The organism is Microcella alkalica (assembly GCF_014137945.1).
GTDB lineage: Bacteria > Actinomycetota > Actinomycetes > Actinomycetales > Microbacteriaceae > Microcella > Microcella alkalica.
In genome coordinates, this window is sequence record NZ_JACGWX010000002.1 from 107,858 (window position 1) to 122,668 (window position 14,811).

14 protein-coding genes are annotated in these 14,811 nt (G+C 71.7%); 10 read left to right on the forward strand and 4 right to left on the reverse strand.

Translation table 11 applies throughout. The features are described 5' to 3' along the window. Nucleotides 1-28 precede the first annotated feature (28 nt). Together FHX53_RS04810 and FHX53_RS04815 are read right to left on the reverse strand one after the other, a co-directional pair. A complete protein-coding gene (locus FHX53_RS04810) occupies nt 29-727 on the reverse strand; it encodes a response regulator (protein ID WP_182490232.1) in 699 nt (232 codons plus the stop codon). Further along, complete coding sequence (locus tag FHX53_RS04815) at nt 724-2,352, reverse strand: ATP-binding protein (RefSeq protein WP_343050821.1); 1,629 nt, start codon at nt 2,350-2,352, stop codon at nt 724-726. The genes FHX53_RS04810 and FHX53_RS04815 overlap by 4 nt, the downstream gene beginning before the upstream one ends. Before the next feature lie 159 nt (nt 2,353-2,511). Here FHX53_RS04815 and FHX53_RS04820 point away from each other — a divergent pair, with 159 nt between their 5' ends. From FHX53_RS04820 to FHX53_RS04830, 3 genes are read left to right on the forward strand one after another with little or no spacing between them, the layout of a single operon-like run. Then, a complete protein-coding gene (locus FHX53_RS04820) occupies nt 2,512-3,525 on the forward strand; it encodes a Bug family tripartite tricarboxylate transporter substrate binding protein (RefSeq protein WP_182490233.1) in 1,014 nt (337 codons plus the stop codon). After that, complete coding sequence (locus tag FHX53_RS04825; RefSeq protein WP_246335493.1) at nt 3,525-4,112, forward strand: tripartite tricarboxylate transporter TctB family protein; 588 nt, start codon at nt 3,525-3,527, stop codon at nt 4,110-4,112. Before FHX53_RS04820 ends, FHX53_RS04825 begins: the two co-directional genes overlap by 1 nt. 12 nt (nt 4,113-4,124) lie before the next feature. Further along, a complete protein-coding gene (locus FHX53_RS04830) occupies nt 4,125-5,801 on the forward strand; it encodes a tripartite tricarboxylate transporter permease (protein ID WP_182490234.1) in 1,677 nt (558 codons plus the stop codon). A 30-nt stretch (nt 5,802-5,831) separates the two neighbouring features. Here the strand turns inward: FHX53_RS04830 and FHX53_RS04835 are convergent, their stop codons facing one another. Next, a complete protein-coding gene (locus FHX53_RS04835) occupies nt 5,832-7,169 on the reverse strand; it encodes a nicotinate phosphoribosyltransferase (RefSeq protein WP_343050822.1) in 1,338 nt (445 codons plus the stop codon). A gap of 30 nt (nt 7,170-7,199) precedes the next feature. On the opposite strand from FHX53_RS04835, the gene FHX53_RS04840 reads away from it, so the two are divergent. The 6 genes from FHX53_RS04840 to FHX53_RS04865 all read left to right on the forward strand — a co-directional run bounded on the left by FHX53_RS04840 (nt 7,200) and on the right by FHX53_RS04865 (nt 13,418). Continuing rightward, nucleotides 7,200-8,678 carry a cryptochrome/photolyase family protein gene (locus FHX53_RS04840; protein ID WP_182490235.1) on the forward strand — a complete coding sequence of 493 codons (1,479 nt, stop codon included), beginning with the start codon at nt 7,200-7,202 and terminating at the stop codon, nt 8,676-8,678. 241 nt (nt 8,679-8,919) lie between these two features. Continuing rightward, nucleotides 8,920-9,759 (forward strand): glutamate racemase, encoded by an 840-nt coding sequence (gene murI / locus FHX53_RS04845; protein WP_182490236.1) that lies wholly within the window; start codon nt 8,920-8,922, stop codon nt 9,757-9,759. Then, nucleotides 9,756-10,517 carry a ribonuclease PH gene (rph, locus tag FHX53_RS04850; protein WP_182490237.1) on the forward strand — a complete coding sequence of 254 codons (762 nt, stop codon included), beginning with the start codon at nt 9,756-9,758 and terminating at the stop codon, nt 10,515-10,517. Before murI ends, rph begins: the two co-directional genes overlap by 4 nt. 32 nt (nt 10,518-10,549) lie before the next feature. Further along, complete coding sequence (gene rdgB, locus FHX53_RS04855) at nt 10,550-11,158, forward strand: RdgB/HAM1 family non-canonical purine NTP pyrophosphatase (RefSeq protein WP_182490577.1); 609 nt, start codon at nt 10,550-10,552, stop codon at nt 11,156-11,158. 274 nt (nt 11,159-11,432) lie between these two features. Then, complete coding sequence (locus FHX53_RS04860) at nt 11,433-12,137, forward strand: metal-dependent transcriptional regulator (protein ID WP_182490238.1); 705 nt, start codon at nt 11,433-11,435, stop codon at nt 12,135-12,137. 9 nt (nt 12,138-12,146) lie between these two features. Further along, on the forward strand, nt 12,147-13,418 hold the full coding sequence (locus tag FHX53_RS04865; protein ID WP_182490239.1) for an Nramp family divalent metal transporter: 1,272 nt from the start codon (nt 12,147-12,149) through the stop codon (nt 13,416-13,418). Nucleotides 13,419-13,472: 54 nt separating this feature from the next. Here the strand turns inward: FHX53_RS04865 and FHX53_RS04870 are convergent, their stop codons facing one another. Continuing rightward, entirely contained in the window at nt 13,473-14,330 is an 858-nt protein-coding gene (locus FHX53_RS04870; RefSeq protein ID WP_182490240.1) for a DedA family protein, read from the reverse strand. Between the two features lie 144 nt (nt 14,331-14,474). On the opposite strand from FHX53_RS04870, the gene FHX53_RS04875 reads away from it, so the two are divergent. Next, on the forward strand, nt 14,475-14,810 hold the full coding sequence (locus FHX53_RS04875) for a hypothetical protein (RefSeq protein WP_182490241.1): 336 nt from the start codon (nt 14,475-14,477) through the stop codon (nt 14,808-14,810). The last annotated feature ends 1 nt before the right edge of the window (nt 14,811 follow it).

Genomic DNA, 14,811 nt, shown 5'->3' on the forward strand with positions numbered 1-14,811 from the left:
CCCGGTGGAGAGGACTCTCTCCGCGCGCTCAGCTTCGCGCCGCGCGGCTGGCTCGGTAGCGCACGCTCGGACGGCCCGCCGTTGCGTAGTCGAGCGAGCGCTCGACGCGGCCGATCGAGGCGAGGTGCTCGAGGTAGCGCCGTGCGGCGACACGGGAGATCCCGACGCTCTCGCCGATCTCCGTCGCCGACCGCTGGCCGTCGGGCGGCACAGCGCGGTCGACGGCGGCGAGGGTCTCGGCGCTCAGGCCCTTCGGCAGGGGCGTCGGGCGTCGCGACGCGCCTGCGAGGAGGGCGTCAATCGACGACTGGTCGAGGTGAGCGCTCGCCGGGCTCCGCTCGAGGACGGAGCGCTCCAGCAGGATCTCGTCGAGCCGATCGTGCAGCTGCGCGGGGCCGAACGGCTTCACGAGGTAGTGCCGCACTCCCGCGGCGCGCGCCTGTCGCACGCTCTCCACGTCGCGCGCGGCCGTCACGGCGATCACCTCGGGCTGCTGTCCGCCGCCCGCGCGCAGCTCGCGGAGCAGCTCCAGCCCGCTCAGCCCGGGCAGGTAGAAGTCGAGCAGGACGAGGTCCGGGCGGATGCGCCGGATCTCCTCGAGAGCGAGTGGTCCGGTGTGGGCGACCGCGGCGACGTGGAAGCGACCGTGCGCGACGACGAACCGCTCGTGCAGAGCCGCGACCGCGACGTCGTCGTCGACGACCACGACGTTCGGCTGCGCGGTCATCGGGTGGCTTCCTCGTGCGCGGGACGCACGGCGGGCAGATCGACGACGAAGCGCGCTCCGCCCAGTGCGGGGGAGTCGTCGACGGCGACCGAGCCGCGATGCCTCTCCGCGATGCGGCGGACGAGGGCGAGGCCGATGCCGCGCTGGGAGGAGTGGCCGGCGGAGTCCGACGCGTCCTTCGTGCTCACGCCGACATCGAACACGCGACGGCGCAGATCGAGCGGCACGCCGGGCCCGTCGTCCTCCACGGTGATCGTCACGCGATCGTGCGTCCAGGCGATGAGAAGGACGATGCGCGTGCCGACTCCGCCAACCTCCATGGCGTTGTCGACGAGGTTGCCCACGATCGTCACGAGGTCGCCCTCGCCGATGAGGCCCGTGCGCCGCCCGTCGGCGCCCTCCGGGCGAGGGGCGACGTCGACCTCGAGGGACATCCCGCGCTCGCGCGCCTGGATGCGCTTGACCATCAGCAGGGCGGCCAGCTCCGGCTCGTCCTGGAGGGCGTCGGCGGCGTCGGAGCCGAGCGAGCCTCCCCGGCCCTCGCGCCGGACGACGGCGAGCGCGTCCTGCGGCAGGCCCAGCTCGAGGAGGCCTCCGACGACGTGCATGGTGTTCTGGAACTCGTGCGCCTGGGCTCGGAGCCCGTCGGTGAGCGACTGCGCGCCCTCCATCTGGCGCACCGCGTCGTGGAGCTCGGTGTGGTCGCGCACGAGGAGGGTCGCATCCACCGCGCGCCCGTCGTCGCGCTGTCGCCCGGTGCTGCGGGCGACGAGGATGCGCTCGCCGACGAGCACGAGCCGCCCGTCGCGCTCGCCGTCGTCGAGAACGGCGCGGAGTCCCGGCTCGAGCACCTCGGCGGCGGGTCGGCCGACGAGCTCGCGATCACCCGTGCCGAGCAGCTCGCGCGCGGCATCGTTCGCGACCGTGATGACGCCCGCTCCGTCGACCGCCACGACCCCTTCGCTCAGGCCGTGGAGCATGATCTCGTTGGCGTCCACGAGCGAGGCGATCTCCTTCGGCTCGAGCCGATAGATGCGGCGGCGGATGATCGCGGTGACCACCGCGGCGCCGACCACGCCGAGCAGTGCGGCCCCGCCGAGCGCGGCGAGCAGCGGGGTGAGGCTTCCCGCGTACTCCTCGCGGAGCGCGCTCTCGAGGATCCCGACCGAGACGGCGCCGATGATCTCGCGGTCGTCGGCGAAGACCGGTACCTTCACGCGCCACGACTCGCCGAGGGTGCCGGTCTCGGTGCCGACGAAGATCTCGCCGGAGAGCGGCACCGAGGGGTCGGTCGAGACGGGCTCGCCGATGCGCGCGGGGTTCGGGTGCGAGAAGCGGATGCCCTCAGCGTCGGTCACGACAACGTACGTGACGTTCGAGGCCTCCCGGATCACCTCCGCGACGGGTTGGATCACCGCGCTCGGATCCGCAGAGCCGTACGCGTCGAGGATGATCGGCAGTCGGGCGACGGACTGCGCGACGGCGGTCATCCTGTCGAGATAGGCGTCGCGCAGCAGCCGCTCCTGGAGGGCGCCCACGAGCACGCCGGTGCCGGCGACGGTCGCGACGACGATGAGCGCCTGCAGCAGCAGGAGCTGGACGCGCAGCGACATCGATCGGCCCACGACCCCAGTCTGCACCGCCGACCAGAAGTTCCAGAGCGACCAATAGTTACACAAGCCCTCGGCGCATCGCGGGGCGCTCGTTCCCGCCCTACGGTCATCGATCACGCAGCATGTTCACCGCCCGCGACGACGCGGGCTCTCAATGAGGAGACAAACCCCATGCGAACGTTCACCACCGTCCTCGTCGCCGCAGCGACGGCCGTCGCGCTCGGGGCGTGCACCACGCCCACCGCGGCCCCCGGGCCCGACGCCCCCGCAGGAGAGGCAGTCGCTCCGGACTCCGTCCAGATCATCGTTCCCGCCGACCCGGGTGGCGGCTGGGACCAGACCGGCCGTGCCGTGAGTGAGGTGCTCACCTCCGACGGAATCGTCGACTCTGCCCCCGTCACGAACATCGGTGGCGCCGGCGGCACGGTCGGTCTCGCCGCGCTGGCCAACGAGAGCGATCCGTACACATTGATGGTCACGGGCCTCGTGATGGTGGGTGCCGTCGAGACGAACGCTTCGGAGCGCCGACTGGAGGACACGACGCCCATTGCGCGACTTACGGAGGAGGCGCTCGTCGTCGTCGTTCCCGCCGAGTCGCCGTACGAGACTCTGGAGGACCTCGTCGACGACATCGTCGAGAACGGTCAGAGCGTCACGGTCACGGGCGGATCGGCGGGCGGCGCCGACCACATCCTCGCCGGCCTCCTGCTGGAGTCCGCGGGCCTCGACCCGGCCGAGATCCCCGCGCAGCTGAACTACATCCCGAACTCCGGGGGCGGCGAGGCGGTCACGCTGATTCTCGGCAACAATGTGAGCGCAGGGATCTCCGGCATCGGCGAGTTCGTCGAGCACGTCGACGCGGGGACGATGCGAGCGCTCGCAGTGTCGTCGGCCGAGCCGGTCGAGGCCCTCCCCGACGCACCCACGATCACCGACGCCGGCTACGACGTCGTCTTGACCAACTGGCGCGGGCTCCTCGCTCCCGGCGGCATCAGCGACGAGGAGCGCGCCGCCCTCGTATCGCTCGCCGAGGAGCTCCACGCCTCGGACGCCTGGACGGAGACGCGGGAGACTCGAGGGTGGGCAGACGCCTTCCTCGTCGGCGATGATTTCGCCGACTTCGTCGACGCCAACATCGCCGAGATCGGGCAGACGCTGCGCACGATCGGCCTGCTGGCCAGCTGATGAGCGATTCGTCGATGCGCGGAGGGGTCGGGCCCGAGCGGCCCGGCCCCTCCGGGGCGGGCACGGACACTGCCGATCCCGTCGACGCCTCGCGCGGGCGGGGGCGCCTCGGCGAGTTCGTCTTCGCCGGGCTGTCCCTCGCGCTCGGTCTCTTCGCCGTGGTCGGCGCCTCGAGCATCCGGGTGCCGGATTCCGCTAATGCGGTCGGCCCCACGGCCTTCCCGTACCTCGTCGGAGGCATCCTGATCGTCTCGTCCCTCGGCGTGCTCGTCGAGGTGCTCCGTGGGCGCCTTGGCGCGCAGGAGGAGGGCGAGGACATCGACGCGACCGTGGGAACGGACTGGCTGACCCTCGCGAAGATCGTCATCGCGATCATCGCCCACATCGCCCTCATCCCGATCATCGGCTGGGCGTTCGCCGCGGCCGTGCTCTTCGCGATCGCCGCGTGGGCTCTCGGCGCGGCCCGCTGGTGGGTCGCCGCGCTCGTCGGCCTCGCTCTCGGCCTCGCGATCCAGCTCGGGTTCGGCCTGGGGCTCGGTCTCTCCCTTCCGGCCGGACCTCTTCTCGGCCCGATCCTCGGAATCTAGAAGGGCACCGTCATGGACAATCTGCTCCTCCTGCTCGAAGGCTTCCAGACCGCGCTGAACCCCGAGTTCCTGCTCTACGCGTTCCTCGGCGTGCTCATCGGCACCGCCGTCGGCGTGCTGCCCGGCATCGGACCGGCGATGACGGTCGCGCTGCTGCTGCCGCTCACGTACACGCTCGAGCCGACGGCGGCTCTCATCACCTTCGCCGGCATCTACTACGGCGGCATGTACGGCGGCTCCACCACGAGCATCCTGCTCAACACGCCGGGCGAATCCGCCTCGATCGTCACGGCGCTCGAGGGCAACAAGATGGCCAAGATGGGCCGCGGCGCAGCGGCGCTCGCGACCGCGGCGATCGGGTCCTTCGTCGCCGGCACGATCGCCACGGTCGGTCTCACCCTGCTTGCGCCGATCCTCGCCGCCTGGGCGGTGAATCTGGCGCCCGCCGACTACGTCGCGCTCATCGTCGTCGCGTTCGTGACGGTGGGGGCGCTGCTCGGGTCGTCGGTCTGGCGCGGTCTCGTGTCGCTCGGCATCGGGCTCTTCATCGGACTCATCGGCACCGAGGTGCTCACGGGTCAGGCCCGCTACACATTCGGGCTCCTGCCGCTCGCCGACGGCATCGACGTCGTTCTCGTCGCCGTGGGCGTCTTCGCGGTCGGCGAGACGCTCTACGTCGCCTCGCGGATGCGCCGCGGGCCGGTCGCGCTCATCCCGGTGGCGCGCGGCTGGCGGAACTGGATGACGCGCGCCGACTGGAGCCGCTCGTGGCGCCCCTGGCTCCGCGGCACGGCGATCGGCTTCCCGATCGGGACCATTCCCGCCGGGGGTGCCGACGTCGCGACCTTCCTGTCGTACGCGACCGAGAAGAAGCTCAGCAGGCACAAGCACGAGTTCGGACGCGGCGCCATCGAGGGCGTCGCCGGCCCGGAGTCGGCGAACAACGCCGCAGCCGCCGGCGTGCTCGTGCCGCTGCTGACCCTCGGCCTTCCGACGACCGCGACCGCCGCGATCATCCTCTCGGCGTTCCAGTCGTACGGCATCCAGCCGGGCCCGCAGCTGTTCCAAAACCAGCCGGCGCTGGTCTGGGCGCTCATCGCGAGCCTCTACATCGGCAACGTTCTCCTCCTCGTGCTCAATCTGCCGCTCGTCGGCATCTGGGTGAAGCTCCTGCAGATCCCCCGCCCGTACCTCTACGCCGGAATCCTCACGTTCGCGGTGCTCGGCGCGTTCGCGGTGAACTTCGCCCTGACCGACATCGTGATCCTGCTGCTCATCGGCGTGCTCGGCTTCTTCCTGCGGCGCTACGGGTACCCGATCGCGCCGCTCGTCGTCGGGCTCATACTGGGGCCGATGGGGGAGGCTCAGCTGCGGCGATCGCTGCAGCTTAACCAGGGCGATCTGACCTCGCTCTTCACGCGGCCGTTCGCCGCCACCTGCTACATCGCCCTCATCCTGCTCATCGTCGTCGGCCTGTGGCTGCGGCGCAGGCAGAGCCGAATGGAGCGGGCACTGGGGTCGGCGCTCGCGGCGGAGACCTCGGTCTCGGCGGCCGTCAACCGGATGTGGGGGCCGGGCGACCGCCCGACCGACATCACGACCTCGCAGCTCGTGATCCCTCCCGAGCCGGACGAGCCGGTGCGACGCGGCCGGTGGCGCGCGCGGCGCTCGGACGACGAGGAGGGCTGACCCGCCCGGCGGGCCCGTGGTCGACCGGCGTCAGCGCACGACGGTCGGAAGCACGGGCTCGCCGCGTCCGAGCCGGAAGGCCTCGAGCGGCAGCTCGGCGACCGCGGCCGCGTGGTGCACGCGCGCCCGTCGAACGCCCTCGGGCCCCACCCAGCGTTCGTCGATCTCGCCGTCGCGCACGAGGGCGACCGTGAGGGGGCGCACGGTGCCGCCGTGCGAGCCGTCCGCGGGCGTCCCCTCGTCCGCCTCGGGCACTCCGTCCCGATCGTCGTCGACGAGGACGTGCTCGGCGAGGGCCCGCCCGTCGTGCAGGAGCCGCTCGCCGCGCTTCGCGCCGCCGAGCGACACCTTCTCCGGGCTTTTCTTCGCCACGGGCATCCACTGCTCGGAGGCGTCGCCGCGATGCGCGACGAGCTTGTAGACGAACCCGGCGGCGGGGGAGCCCGAGCCCGTGACGACCGCGGTGCCGACGCCGAAGCTGTCGACGGGAGCACCGCGGAGGGCCGCGATCGTGTGCTCGTCGAGGTCGTTCGTGACGGTGATGCGCGTGCCGGTGGCGCCGAGCGAGTCGAGCTGCGCGCGCACCTCGCGCACGAGCTCGGGCAGATCGCCGGAATCCAAGCGAACCGCCCCGAGCGACGGGCCGGCGACGCGCACGGCTGTCTCGATGGCGGCGCGCACGTCGTAGGTGTCGACGAGGAGGGTCGTCCCGGCGCCGAGCGACTCGACCTGGGCGCGGAACGCTTCCTCCTCGCTGTCGTGCAGAAGGGTGAACGAGTGCGCCGCGGTGCCCATCGTCGGGATTCCCCAGCGCCGCCCCGCCTCGAGGTTCGAGGTGGCGCTGAATCCGGCGATGTAGGCGGCGCGCGCGGCGGCGACGGCGGCCTCCTCGCCCGTGCGGCGCGAGCCCATCTCGGCCAGAGGGCGCCCGTCAGCGGCGGCGACCATGCGGGCGGCGGCCGTCGCGACCGCTGTGTCGTGATTGAGGATGCTCAGCACGACCGTCTCGAGCACGACCGCCTCGGCGAAGGTCCCGGTGACCGTCAGCAGCGGCGAGTTCGGGAAGTACAGCTCGCCCTCCCGGTAGCCGTGCACGCTTCCCGTGAAGCGGTAGTCGGCAAGGTACTGCAGCGTCGCCTCGTCGACGACGCCGTTGTCGCTCAGCCAGTCGAGCTCGTCGGTGCCGAAGCGGAAGTCGGCGATGGCGTCGAGCACGCGGCCCGTGCCGGCGACGACGCCGAAGCGGCGACCGCCAGGAAGGCGGCGGCCGAATACCTCGAACACGCACGGCCGATGCGCCCGACCCGAGCGCAGCGCGGCCTCGATCATCGTCAGCTCGTAGCGGTCGGTGAGCAGCGCTGTCGTCACGCGCTCAGCCTACGGCTCTAGCGTTCGAGCGTGACCGACCCCACCCGCTGGCTCACCGCCGAGCAGCTCGGCCCGCACTTCGACGACGGCGGGCGCATCATCCTCATCGAGAACCACGAGGTCTTCCGCCGCCGGCCGACGCACCGGCTCAAGGCGCACCTGTACCTGAGCGCGCTGCGGCACCGCGCGCGCGAGCTCGGCGACCGCGGCGAGCTCGTCGAGGCGCCGTCCTACGCCGCCGCGCTGCGCGAGCGCGGGCTCACCGGTGAGCGACTCGAGGTGGTCGGCGCGACCTCGTGGGCGCAGGCCCGGCTCGTCGAGCGGCTCGGGGCGAGCATCCTGCCCGATCGGGGAATCGTGACCGACCGCGCGACGTTCGCGGCGTGGGCCGAGGGGAGGAAGCCGACCCAGCTGCTCATGGACCGCTTCTACCGCGAGGTCCGCGAGCGCACCGGCATCCTCATGGAGGGCGGAGAGCCCGTCGGCGGGCAGTTCAGCTTCGACCACGACAACCGGCAGCGCCCGCCGAAGGGGGCGGTGTCGCTCGGGCTGCCCGACCCGTGGCGGCCCGTCGAGGACGACATCGATGCGAGCGTGCGCGAGACGCTCGATCGTCTCGAGGCCGACGGGGTGCGCTTTCTGGGGGCGGATGCTCCGCGCGCGTTCGCCGCGACGCGCGACGAGGCCCTCGCCGCCCTCGACGACTTCATCGGCACGCGGCTGACCGACTTCGGCCCGTTCGAGGACGCAAGCCTGCAGGGCGATGACACCATGGCGCACAGCCGCCTCAGCGTGCCGCTCAATCTGGGGCTGCTGCACCCGCTCGAGATCGTCGACCGCGTCGTCGCCGCCCACCGGGACGGCGCCGCCCCGCTCAACAGCGCCGAGGGCATCGTGCGACAGCTCATCGGATGGCGCGACTGGGTCTGGCACCTCTACTGGCACCTCGGGCCCGACTACGTCGAGCGCAGCAACCACCTCGGCGCGACGACGCCGCTGCCCGCCGAGTGGTGGCAGCTCGACGGCGCGCAGATCGAGGCCCGCTGCCTGAGCCACGTGCTCGACGGCGCCGGTCGCACGGGCTACGCGCACCACATCCAGCGCCTCATGGTGCTCGGCAACTTCTCGCTGCAGCGCGGGTACGACCCGGCCGAGCTCACGGCGTGGTTCCAGGGCGCGTTCGTCGACGGCACGCCGTGGGTCATGCCCGCGAACGTCGTCGGCATGAGCCAGTTCGCCGACGGCGGCATGGTTGCGACGAAGCCCTACGCCTCGGGCGGGGCGTACATCGACCGGATGAGCGACTTCTGCGGGTCGTGCCGGTTCTCGCCCTCGAAGAGGCTGGGCGAGGATGCGTGCCCGTTCACCGCCGGGTACTGGGCGGTCCTCGACCGGGTCGAGCCGCGCATCCGCGGCAATCACCGCATGGCGCAGCCGCTCGCCGGGCTGCGCCGCCTCGCCGATCGCGAGGAGGTCGTCGCGCAGGAGCGCGCCCGGACGGCGTACTGAACCGTGCCCGTTGAGTGTGCTGCCGGCGCCACCTGGCGCACTGAGCGGTGACGAACCGGCCCGGCTCGTGGTGCCCGCATGCATCGGGGCGGAGATTCGCGGGGAACGCCCTTGCCGTTTTCGGTGTGTGTCCTTCGCGGCACATGCCGCGAGCGTCGCCTCTGTGCCATCAGCGGCACACTCGCGAATCGCGTCGACCACGCCCCGCCATGCAGAACGCCCGCCCCTCTAGACTCGCGGGGTGAGCAGCGCGCCGATCGGAGTCTTCGATTCCGGCGTCGGCGGCCTCACCGTCGCCCGCGCGATCATCGACCAGCTGCCGCACGAGCAGCTGCTCTACCTCGGCGACACGGCGAACGGCCCCTACGGCCCGCGCCCGATCGCCGAGGTGCGCGAGCACGCTCTGGCGGTGCTCGACGAGCTCGTCGACCAGGGCGTCAAAGCGCTCGTGATCGCGTGCAACACCGCGAGCGCGGCGATGTTCCGCGACGCGCGCGAGCGCTTCGAGCAGGGCCACGGCATCCCCGTCATCGAGGTCATCCAGCCGGCCGTCCGCCAGGCGGTGCGTCGCACCCGCACGAAGCGCATCGGCGTCATCGGCACCGAGGGCACGATCCGCTCGGGCGCGTACACCGACGCGTTCGTCGCCGACCCCGAGCTCGTCATCACGACCGCCGCAGCGCCGCGCTTCGTCGAATTCGTCGAGTCCGGCATCACGACCGGCCACGAGCTCATGGCCGTCGCCGACGAGTACCTCGCGCCGCTGCGCGAGGCCGAGATCGACACCCTCGTGCTCGGCTGCACCCACTATCCGCTCCTCGCCGGAGCGATCCAGTACGTCGTCGGCCCCGAGGTCTCGCTCGTCTCGAGCGCGGAGGAGACCGCCTACGACGTCTACCGACGCCTCGTCGAGCACGACATCCTGTCGCAGACGACGGATGCTCCGCGCCACGTCTTCGAGGCCACAGGCCCCGACACGCAGCGATTCCGGCAGCTCGCCGCCCGCTTCCTCGGCCCCGAGGTCTCACACGTCGAGACCTTCGCGACCGGCACCATCCCCCTCCCGAAAGGCACCCCATGACCACGATCGCCGAATCCACGGGCCTCGGCTCGAGCAGGCGCGCTGACGGCCGCGCCGCCGACGAGCTGCGCCCCGTCACGATCGAGCGCGGCTGGAGCGCCCAGGCCGAGGGCAGCGCGCTCATCAGCTTCGGCGGCACGAAGGTGCTGTGCACGGCGAGCTTCACGAACGGCGTGCCGCGTTGGCTCACCGGCAAGGGCAAGGGCTGGGTCACCGCCGAGTACGGCATGCTGCCGCGCTCGACCAACAGCCGCATGGACCGCGAGAGCGTCAAGGGGAAGGTCGGCGGGCGCACGCACGAGATCTCGCGCCTCATCGGCCGGAGCCTGCGCGCCGTCGTCGACACGAAGGCGCTCGGCGAGAACACGATCGTCATCGACTGCGACGTGCTGCAGGCCGACGGCGGCACCCGCACTGCCGCGATCACGGGCGCCTACGTCGCGCTCGCCGACGCGATCGAGTGGGGCCGCGGGCAGGGCTTCATCGGCAAGAAGGCCGTCGCCCTCAAGGACTCGGTCGCGGCGATCAGCGTCGGCATCATCGACGGCATCCCGCTGCTCGACCTGCCCTACGTCGAGGACGTCCGTGCCGAGACCGACATGAACGTCGTCGTCACCGGGTCGGGGAAGTTCGTCGAGGTGCAGGGCACGGCCGAGGGCGCGCCGTTCGACCGCGCCGAGCTCGACGCGCTGCTCGACCTCGCGCTCGGCGGGTGCCGCACGCTCGCCGAGCACCAGCGCGAGGCGCTCGGACTGTGAGCAGCGCTGACGCCGTGGGCACCGGCTCGCCGATGCGGGTCGTCGTCGCGACGCACAACGCGCACAAGGTGCAGGAGCTCCAGCGCATCCTCGGCGCCCGCGTGCCGGGCCTCGAGCTTCTCGCCTACGACGGGCCCGCGCCCGAGGAGGACGGCGACTCGTTCGCCGCGAACGCCCTCATCAAGGCCAGGGCGGCGGCCGCGCACAGCGGGCTCCCCGCGATCGCGGACGATTCTGGGATCTCGGTGGATGCCCTGGGCGGCGCCCCGGGCATCCATTCGGCCTACTATTCGGGCACGCGCGACGACGCGGCCAACGTGCGCCACCTGCTGAGCGAGCTCGCCGCGCTCGGCTCCGACGCCGACCGCACCGCGCAGTTCGCGTGCGCCGCGGCGCTCGTCGACCCGACCGAGACGGTCGACGGGGCTCCGTTCGAGACCGTCGAGCTCGGCATCTGGCCTGGCCGGGTCGCCGCCGAGGCCGCCGGCGGGGGAGGGTTCGGCTACGACCCGATCTTCCTTCCCGATGGGCTGACCGTCACGAGCGCGGAGATCACCGCCGACGAGAAGAACGCGATCAGCCACCGCGCGCTCGCCTTCGCGGCGCTCGCCGCGGTGCTGCGCGAGCGCGCGGCCCGCTAGCCGCGCCCCGCCCCCGCTGACGCACGCGGCCCGCGCCCCGCCGCGCCCTGCCGCGCCCTGCACCGCCCTGCGGTTGTGCCGGCTCGTCGCACGTGAGCCCGAACTTTCAGCCGCAATCGCGACGAACGGGCCCGCTCGACGACTCTTCCCCACCAGATCACGCATCCGTGGCGAGAGCACGGGGAAGTTCACCTCACCTCGCCACGAACACGTGATCTCGGGCGGCGGGCCGTCGCACGGCGGGTCGAGCGACCCCGCCCCCTACCCTGGAGTCATGGTCGAATCCGGGGTGCGCGCGGCGCTCAGCGGCGCCACCTCGACGGCCGTCGACGACTACCTCAAGACGATCTACTCGCACACCGAGTGGCAGCCCGACCCGATCACGCCGAGCCAGCTCGCCGCGCGTCTCGGTCTCGCTCCGTCGAGCGTCACAGAGATGGTGAAGAAGCTCGCCGCCGCGGGTCTCGTCGACCATCGCCCGTACTCGGCGATCACGCTCACGGCCGACGGCGAGCGTCGCGCCCTTGCGATGCTCCGCCGCCACCGGCTCATCGAGTCGTGGCTCGTTCGCGTGCACGGCTACGGCTGGGACGAGGTCGACGAGGAGGCAGAGGTGCTCGAGCACGCCATCAGCGATCGACTGCTCGACGCGATCGATGCGCAGCTCGGGCACCCCGAGCGCGACCCGCACGGCGACCTCATCCCGAGCGCGGCGGGCGACCTCACGCGGCCCGACGCCGTGCGCCTCGACGCCGCACCGTTCGGCTTCGCGGGCAGCGTAGTGCGCATCAGCGACCGCGACCCCGACACGCTGCGCGTTCTCGACCGGCTCGGCATCGCGCTCGACGCCCTGCTGCGGGTCGCCGAGGAACCCGCCGAGTCGGCAGGCGTCTCGATCGTGCGGGCGACGGGCGGCCCCGTGGTGATCTCGCCGAGCGTCGCGGCATCGGTGTGGCTCGAGAGAAGCATCCGGGCCTAATATTTCGGTATGCCGAAAAATACGACGGATGCACTGCCCACTGCCGTACCCGCCGTGACGGCCGCCCGACGAGGGCTCCTCATCGTCCCACTGCTCGGCCCGGCGATGGTGGCCGGTGTTGCGTATCTCGACCCGGGGAACGTCGCGGCGAACATGACCGCGGGCGCCGTCTTCGGCTACCTCCTCGTGTGGGTCGTCGTGTCGGCGAACATCATGGCGTGGCTCATCCAGTACCTGTCGGCGAAGCTCGGCATCGTCACCGGCGAGAGCCTGCCGGAGGCGCTCGGCAAGCGATTCCGGTCGCGGCCGACCCGCTACGGCTACTGGCTTCAGGCGGAAGCCGTAGCGATGGCGACCGATGTCGCCGAGGTGATCGGCGGCGCCGTCGCGCTGTATCTGCTGTTCGACCTTCCGCTCATCGTGGGCGGGCTCATCACGGGCGTCGTGTCGATGCTGCTGCTCGTCGTGCAGTCCGAGCACGGGGCGAAGCCGTTCGAGCGCGTCATCACCGGGCTCATGGTCATTATCGCCGTCGGATTCTGCGCCGGGCTCGTGATCGGTCCTCCCGACCCCGCCGAGGCCGTGGCGGGTCTTGTGCCGCAGTTCGACGGCACCGACTCGGTGCTGCTCGCGGCGAGCATTCTCGGCGCGACCGTGATGCCGCACGCGATCTACGCGCACTCCGCCCTCACGCGAGACCGCTTCGGGCTGGTCGCAGCGGGCGTCGAGCGCCGTCGAGTGCTCCGCGCGACGAAAATCGACGTGACGATCGCGCTCGCAATCGCCGGCACCGTCAACGTCGTCATCCTGCTGCTCGCGGCCGCGAATCTGGAGGGCATCGAGGGAACCGATTCACTCGAGGGCGCGCACGCCGCGCTCGGCGCGGCGCTCGGAGAGCCGGTCGCGCTGCTCTTCGCGATCGGTCTGCTCGCCTCGGGGCTCGCGTCGACGTCGGTCGGCGCCTACGCGGGAGCGGAGATCATGCGCGGGCTGCTGCGCGTGAACATCCCGCTCCTCGTGCGGCGCGCGATCACGATCGCTCCTGCTCTGCTGCTGCTGGTGCTCGGTGTCGACCCGACGCTCGCGCTCGTGCTGAGTCAGGTGGTGCTGAGCTTCGGCATCCCCTTCGCGCTCATCCCGCTCGTGCGCCTCACGGCCGATCGCTCCATCATGGGCTCGTCGGTCAACAGTCGACTCACGACCGCGCTCGCGATCATCGCGGCCGGGCTTCTCATCACGCTCAACGTGACGCTTCTCGTGCTCGTCGCGACCGGTGCGTAGGAGCGGTTCACGGTCGAGCGGGCGCGATCGGAACCCGACGGGCCGGATGCGCGGCTAGAGCAGCCCGTCGGGCTTCTCGTGAGCGCCGTCGGGCTTGCCGAGCAGCTTGCGCGGGTCGCCGCCGCGGCGCTTGGCGCCGGCCGGCTCGACCTCCTCCGCGTCCCCGCGGCGCCGGGCGTGCGCGGGGGCCTCGTGGCGGCCGTCGTGCTCGGGCTCGTCGAGGCGGACGATCTCAATCTCGATCGGAGTGCCCGCGCGTGCAGCCGCCTCCTCCTGCTTGCGCTCGTGGCGCTCCTTGAGCGCGTGGTATCCGATGCCCGCGAGCGCCATGCCGATGACGATGAGCAGGACGATCTCGATGTACTCGGTGACGACCTCCGCGACGCCGGGGATGTGGGCGACGCCCCACCCGAGGACGGTGAGTCCCACGGCCCACAGGAAGGCGCCGAGCGTGTCGAAGATGAGGAAGGTGCGGTAGTTCATCCGTCCCACGCCCGCGGCGACCGGCGCGATCGTGCGGACGACGCCGATGAAGCGGGCGATCGTGACGGCGAAGCCGCCGTACTTGGCGAAGAAGGCCTCGGTGCGGGCGACGCTCTTCTTGGAGAAGAAGCCGGCCGACTTCTTCTCGAAGATCGCGGGGCCCGCCTTCCGTCCGATCCAGTAGCCGAGGTTGTCGCCGCCCATCGTGGCGATCATGATCGACAGCGAGACGACCCAGATCGGCTGCGGGATGACGCCCGTGTAGGTGAGAACGCCCGTGATGACGAGGAGCGTGTCGCCGGGCAGGAGGACGCCGACGAGGAGGCCCGTCTCGACGAACACGATCGCGCACACGACGAGCAGAGCCCACGGGCCGGCGCCCGTGATGATGCCTTCCACGTCGAAGAGACCGATGTCGGTCGCGAGCATGGCGGCTCCCTGTTCGTCGGAAGGAGGTGGAGGTCTCGACAAGGCTAGTGCCCGATTCCTTAGAATCCGTCGTCTCGTCGGCGGGAACTTCTACGCTCGTCGTGCAGTGGCCGGACTGCTCGATTCGAGTCAGGAGGGAGCCCCTTGTCGCAGCGCGTAAACCATTGGCATCCGCTCCTCGCCGCGGTCGAGCAGGAGCCCGGGCTGTGGCATCTCGCCTCGCAGACCGGCCCGTACGCGGTCGTGCGCCTCGTGGAGATCGGCGGAGAGCGCGGCTATCGTGCGACGACCTTCTCCGAGCCGCGTCACCTGATCGGCTACCGCCGCACGCTCCGCGGGGCATGCGAGGCCGCGCACCGCGACTGGCTGCGTCGGCACGGCCCCGACCCCGGGACGGAGCAGTACCCCGACCTCTCGGGCGGTTCTCGCAGACCCCCGATCGAGTCACCGGCGGCGGGCACCGCATCGACGGTCGGGTAGC